Here is a 6,513-nt window from a genome sequence, read left to right on the forward strand (position 1 = left end):
GCGGATGGCGGTCGCGGCGGAGCCGGTGAGCGTCGAAGCGCCAACGGCCACCGCCGGTACGGCGTTGACCCAGGCACTGGCGGCTGCGGTCGAAGACGACCCGGATGGCCCCGCCGTGGTCTCCGGTGAGAGCGCCTTGTCCTATCAGGAACTCGACGCCCGCTCGTCGCGGTTGGCGCGGGTGTTGATCGCGCGTGGTTGCGGTCCGGGCGCGGGCGTCGCGGTGCGGTTGGATCGCGGCGTGGAGGCGGTCGTCGCCACCTGGGCCGTGCTGAAGTCTGGCGCCGCCGTGGTCCCGGCCGACGCACTCGACGCCCTGCTCCCGCACGGACTCGAGGTCAAGACCGGCCTGACGGTGGGCGGTGCGCACCCGACCGCCACGGTCGACTGGCTCGCGCTCGACGACCCCGCTGTGATCGCCGAAATCGCCGCCGAATCACCGCGACCGGTCACCTACGCGCACCGCATCCGCGCGCTGCGCGGCAGCGACCCGGCGTTCGCCGGAGAGCAGGTCCTCAGCTACGACGACCTGGCCGCGGCCGCCGGACGGTTGCGGTCCCGCACCGAACTGACCTTCGAATCGCGCACCTTCCAGCACGGCAGCCCGCAGTCGCCTGCCGCGCTGATCGAGGTCGTCGCGGCCGGATCGGTTGGCGCGTCGGTGGTGCTGGTCGACGTGGACGGAGCGCTGACGGAGTCGCTGGCCGACGAATGGGTAACTCACCTCGTGACCGATCGGACCGGGCTGGACACCCTCGACCCGACGGCGTTGGAGGATTTGCACGCTGTGGTGCTGGACAATGGTGTCGGCGCCGTGCCCGCGGGCCCCTGGACCGAGGTGGCCGCTATCGTCGAACTCACCGAGCTGCTCGGTAGCGAGTGAGGCGATTCGCGGTCGGACACAAGCCTCCGGTTGTGTGACCATGCACACAGCCGGTTGGTTTGGAGTATCAGGGTGTCCGCTGGAAATGTGTCATGGACGTGTTCTTACAGGCAGGATGTGCAGAGTTTTCATGTTTCGCTTGTCGGGGAATAGTCTGCCGGCTCAGGGATGGGGGACCAGGGACGAAGCGGGGCTCGCGTGACGCGGCCCGCGCGGGTGCGGCCCACGCGCACCCGGCGACCTAGAGTCACTACCCTTCCGCAACTGATGTCAACCGCCGTCGAAGCGAATCCGACCGGTACGGCGGTCGTGTTCGCCGACGCGGTCAGCTCACGCGGACACCTCACCTACGCGGAACTCGACGCCAGGTCCACGCGTTTGGCGCGTCTGCTGATCGATCGTGGGGTGGGTCCGGAGGATCTGGTCGCGGTCGGTATTCCGCGTTCGGTGGAGTCGGTGGTCGCGGTGTGGGCGGTGGCCAAGACGGGTGCGGGTTTCGTGCCGGTGGATCCGAACTATCCGGCCGACCGGGTCGAGCACATGGTGAAGGACTCCGGCGCCGTGCTCGGACTCGCCGTCACGCAGGTGGTGGCGGACCTGCCCAGCGAAATCGAATGGCTGGTCATCGATTCCGACACCTGCGCCAGGCAGCTGGAGGACTACCCGACCGAACCGGTCACCTACGCGGATCGGCTGCGCCAGTTGCGTGCCGAACATCCGGCTTACGTCATCTACACCTCGGGTTCGACCGGCATGCCGAAGGGTGTGGTGGTCACGCAGTCGGGGTTGGCGGGTTTCTGCGCCGAGCAGCGTGATCGGTACCGGGTGACGAGCGCGTCGCGGACGTTGCATTTCGCGTCGCCGTCGTTCGACGCGTCGGTGCTGGAGTTGCTGCTCGCGCTCGGCGGCGCGGCGACCATGGTCGTGGTCGCGCCGACGGTCTACGGCGGTGACGAGCTGGCCGCGCTGCTGCGCAGGGAGGGCGTCACGCACGCCTTCATCACCCCGGCCGCGCTGGCCTCGGTGGATCCGGCGGGGCTGGACGAGTTGCGTGTGGTGGTGGCCGGTGGCGAGGCGTGCCCGCCGGAACTGGTGCGGCGCTGGGTGCGCCCGATCGCCGACGGCGAGCGCGAGTTCTACAACGGGTACGGCCCGACCGAGACCACCATCATGACCAACATCAGCGCGCCGCTGGTGCCGGGCCGGACGGTGACGATCGGCGCGCCCATCCAGACGACCACCGAATACGTCTTGGACGAGCGCCTGGTTCCCGTCCCGATCGGCGTGGTCGGCGAGTTGTACATCGGCGGACCGCAGTTGGCCCGCGGCTACCAGTCGCGCCCTGGCCTCACCGCCGTGCGATTCGTCCCCAATCCCTTCGACCCGAACCATTCTCGGCTCTATCGCACCGGTGATCTGGTGCGTTGGACGCCGGGTGGTGAGTTGGAGTATCTGGGTCGCAATGATTTCCAGGTGAAGATCCGGGGTTTCCGGATCGAGCTGGGTGAGATCGATGCGGTGCTCGCGGCGCACGAGACGGTGGATTTCGCGGTCACCGTGGGTCACCAGTTGGACAGCGGCGCGACGATTCTCGCTTCTTACGTGCACGCGGCGAACGGACACTCGATCGACACCGACGAGTTGCTCGCGCACGCCGAACGCAGCCTGCCGGTGCATATGGTGCCCACGTCGATCACCGTGCTGGACGAGATCCCGCTCACCCCGGTGGGCAAGTTGGATCGTCGTGCCCTGCCCGCTCCGCAGTTGCAAACCAAGGAATTCCGCGCCCCGTCGGGAGCGCTGGAGCAGTTGGTGGCGGGTGTGTTCGCCGACCTGCTCAGCGCGGGCGGCGAGATCGGCGCGGACGACGACTTCTTCGAGCTGGGCGGCAACTCGCTGATCGCGACGCAGGTCGCGGCCCGGCTCGGGGCGTCGGTCGGCGCGCGGGTGCCAGCGCGCACGGTGTTCGAAGCGCCGACGGTCGCGCTGCTCGCGGCCCGGCTCGCCGAATTCGACACCGGCGCGGCGCGTCCGGCGTTGGTGGCGGTGGAGCGTCCGGAGCGGGTGCCGTTGTCGTTGGCGCAGCGGCGGATGTGGTTTTTGAATCAGTTCGATACCGGTTCGGCGGCGAACAATATTCCGTTCGCGGTGCGGTTGTCGGGTGTGTTGGATGTGGCGGCGTTGCAGGCGGCGGTCGCTGATGTGGTGGGGCGTCATGAGACGTTGCGGACGGTGTATCCGGCGGTGGACGGTACGGGGTATCAGCTCGTGCTACCCGCCGAGCAGGCGACCCCGGACCTGACGCCGCACGATCTGCCCGCCGCGCAGCTGCCGGATTGGCTGCATACCTTCGCCGCCGCCGGTTTCGACGTCGCGGAGGAGGTGCCGTTGCGGCTCTCGCTCGCGCGAACCGGTCCCGACGACTACGTCCTCGCTGTGGTGGTGCATCACATCGCGGCCGACGGCACGTCGATCGCGCCGCTGGTGCGCGACCTGATGACCGCCTACGTCGCGCGCAGCAACGGCTCCGCGCCCGGCTGGGAACCGCTGCCGGTGCAGTACGCGGACTACACCCTGTGGCAGCACGCGCTGCTCGGCGAGGAGAACGACCCCCGTTCCGTGGCCGCGACGCAGATCGCCTTCTGGCGTAAAGCTCTCGCGGGCATTCCGGACCGGCTCGACCTCCCCACGGATCGGCCGCGTCCCGCCACGGCTTCCGGGCGCGGCGGCGTCTTCACCTTCACCGTCGACGCGTCCACCCGCACCCGGCTCGACGAACTCGCGCACGCTCACGGCGCCTCGTTGTTCATGGTCGTGCACACCGCGTTCGCGGCGCTGCTTGCCCGGTTGTCCGGCTCCGCCGATATCACCATCGGCACGCCGGTCGCGGGCCGCGGCGAGGCGGAACTCGACGATCTGGTCGGCATGTTCGTCAACACGCTGGTGTTGCGGACCGCGGTGGATCCGGCCGCCTCGTTCACCGAACTGCTCGCGGCGACCAAGGAACGCGACCTCGCGGCCTTCTCGCATGCCGAGTTGCCGTTCGAGCGGCTGGTCGAGGTGCTCGACCCGGTGCGATCGCAGGCGCATCATCCGCTGTTCCAGGTGGCCCTGTTCTTCCAGAACATGGAACAAGCGCAGCTCGAGCTGCCCGGCCTGTCCGTCGGCGCGGTCGATCTCGACGGCGCGGTGGCGAAATTCGATCTGCAGCTGACGGTGACGCCGCAGGAAGGTCCGGACGCGGGCTTGGCCGCCATGTTCACCTATGCCACCGATCTGTTCGACGAGGGCTCGGTCGCCGAGTTCGCGGCGCGCCTGAACCGGTTGCTGCGCGCGGTCGCGGCCGACCCCGATCGCGCGCTCGGCGGTATCGACCTGCTCAGCGTGGTCGAGCGGGATCGCGTCCTGCACGAGTGGAACGACACTCGCTACCCCGTCCGCCCCGAGTTGCTGCTGGACGGGTACCGCCGTGCCGTGGAAGCGAATCCGGAGCGGATCGCCGTCGCTTTACGAGGGCGCGGAGCTGACTTATCGTGAGTTCGATGCGCGGGTGAATCGGCTTGCGCGGTTGTTGATTTCGCAGGGTGTGGGTGCGGAGTCGTTGGTGGGGTTGGCGGTTCGTCGGTCGTTGGATCTCGTGGTGGGGATGTATGCGGTCGTCGCGGCGGGTGGGGCGTATGTGCCGTTGGATCCGGATCATCCGGCCGAACGCATCGCGCACATCCTGGACACCGCTCGCCCCCTCTGCGTGGTGACGACCAGTGCCGACGCGGCGGCGCTGCCCGACGACGTCCGGACGCTCGCCGTGGACACCTTGGATCTCGACGGCTTCGACGACAGCCCGGTGCGCCCGGAGGAGCTGCTGCGTCGGGTGTTGCCGCAGCATCCGGCGTATGTGATCTTCACGTCGGGTTCGACCGGCCGCCCCAAGGGCGTCGCGGTGTCCCATGCGGCGATCAACAACCAGATCGCGTGGATGCTCGCGGAATACCCGCTGAGCCCGGACGACGTGTACTTGCAGAAGACGGCGACGACGTTCGACGTCTCGCTGTGGGGCTACTTCATGCCGTTGCGCGCGGGGGCGAAGCTGGTCGTCGCCACGCCGGACGGACATCGCGACCCCGCCTACGTCGCGGAAACCATCGCGGCGCAAGGCGTTACGGTGACGGACTTCGTGCCGTCCATGCTGACGGTCTTCGCCGCGCACACCGCGCCGGGCAGCTGCCCGACGCTGAAACACGTCTTCGTGATCGGCGAGGCGCTGCCACCGGAGACCGTCGCCGCCATGCAGGCGGTGTCGGACGCCGCCGTGCACAACCTCTACGGCCCGACCGAGGCCGCGGTCTCGGTGACCTACTGGCCCGCGTCGGCCGACGAGCGGTCGGTGCCGATCGGTCTGCCGCAGTGGAACACTCAGGTCTACGTCCTGGACTCGTGGTTGCGGCCGGTGCCGGTAGGTGTGCCGGGTGAGCTGTATTTGGCCGGTGATCAGCTGGCCCGTGGCTACGTGCGGCGCCCCGACCTGACGGCCGATCGTTTCGTCGCCAATCCGTTCGGCAACGGCGACCGGATGTATCGCACCGGCGACCTCGTCGTGTGGCGCAAGGACGCCGACGACGCGGTGCTCGACTATCTCGGCCGGACCGATTTCCAGGTGAAGTTCCGCGGCCAGCGGATCGAGCTGGGCGAGATCGAGACGGCGCTGCTGGCGCAGCCTTCGGTGAGCCAAGCGGTCGCGCTCGTGTCGCCTTCGTCGCTGGGCGACCAGCTCGTCGCCTACGTCGTCCCGGCTCCGGGCGACCGGATCGACGCGCAGGCACTGCGGTCCGCGATCGGCGAAACCCTGCCCGCCTACATGGTTCCGGCGGCGATCGTGGCGCTGGATGCGTTCCCGCTGAACTCCAGCGGAAAACTGGACCGTAAGGCGCTGCCGGAGCCCACCTTCGAGACCAAGCAATTCCGTGCGCCCGCGAGCGCGATCGAGGAGATCGTTGCGGGTGTGTTCGGCGAGGTGCTCGGACTGGGCCGGGTGGGCGCGGATGACGATTTCTTCGCGCTCGGCGGTAATTCGCTGGTCGCCACGCAGATGGTGGCGCGTCTCGGCGCGGCGGTCGGTGCGCGGGTGGCCGTCCGGACACTGTTCGAGGCGCCGACCGTGGCGAGTTTGGCGGCCGCGCTCGAGTCGCATACCCACGGTGAGCGCCGGGTCGAGCTGGGAAGTATCGCTCGTCCCGAGCAACTGCCGTTGTCGTTGGCGCAGCGGCGGATGTGGTTCCTCAACCGTTTCGACCAGTCCGACGACGCCGCGGAGCAGATCGGTTCGGCGGCTTACAACTTGCCGTTCGCGTTGCGCTTGACCGGTACGTTGGATGTGGCCGCGCTCGGTGCGGCGCTGCACGATGTGGTGGCGCGGCACGAGGTGCTGCGCACGGTGTACCCGGAGACGCCGGACGGTCCGGTGCAGGTGGTGTTGCCCGCCGCGCAGGTCGCCGTCGACCTCGGTCCGCGGGTGCTGGCCGAGCAGGATGTGGCGAGCAGTGTGTACGCCCTGGCGGCGACGCCGTTCGACGTGACGGCCGAGGTGCCGTTGCGGGCCGTGCTCTTCCAGGTCGATGGAGCGCCCGACACGT

At 68.9% G+C, this 6,513-nt stretch carries 1 protein-coding gene and 1 pseudogene; both read left to right on the plus strand.

Annotation, left to right across the window (positions count from 1 at the left end; translation table 11 throughout):
• A partial coding sequence (locus NB3_RS33620) for an AMP-binding protein (protein ID WP_157112166.1) occupies positions 1-883 on the plus strand: 883 nt, incomplete at its 5' end.
• 198 nt (positions 884-1,081) lie between these two features.
• Positions 1,082-6,513: pseudogene (locus NB3_RS33625) on the plus strand (amino acid adenylation domain-containing protein); the annotation flags it as partial.

The organism is Nocardia beijingensis NBRC 16342, assembly GCF_001612785.1.
Classification (GTDB): domain Bacteria; phylum Actinomycetota; class Actinomycetes; order Mycobacteriales; family Mycobacteriaceae; genus Nocardia; species Nocardia beijingensis.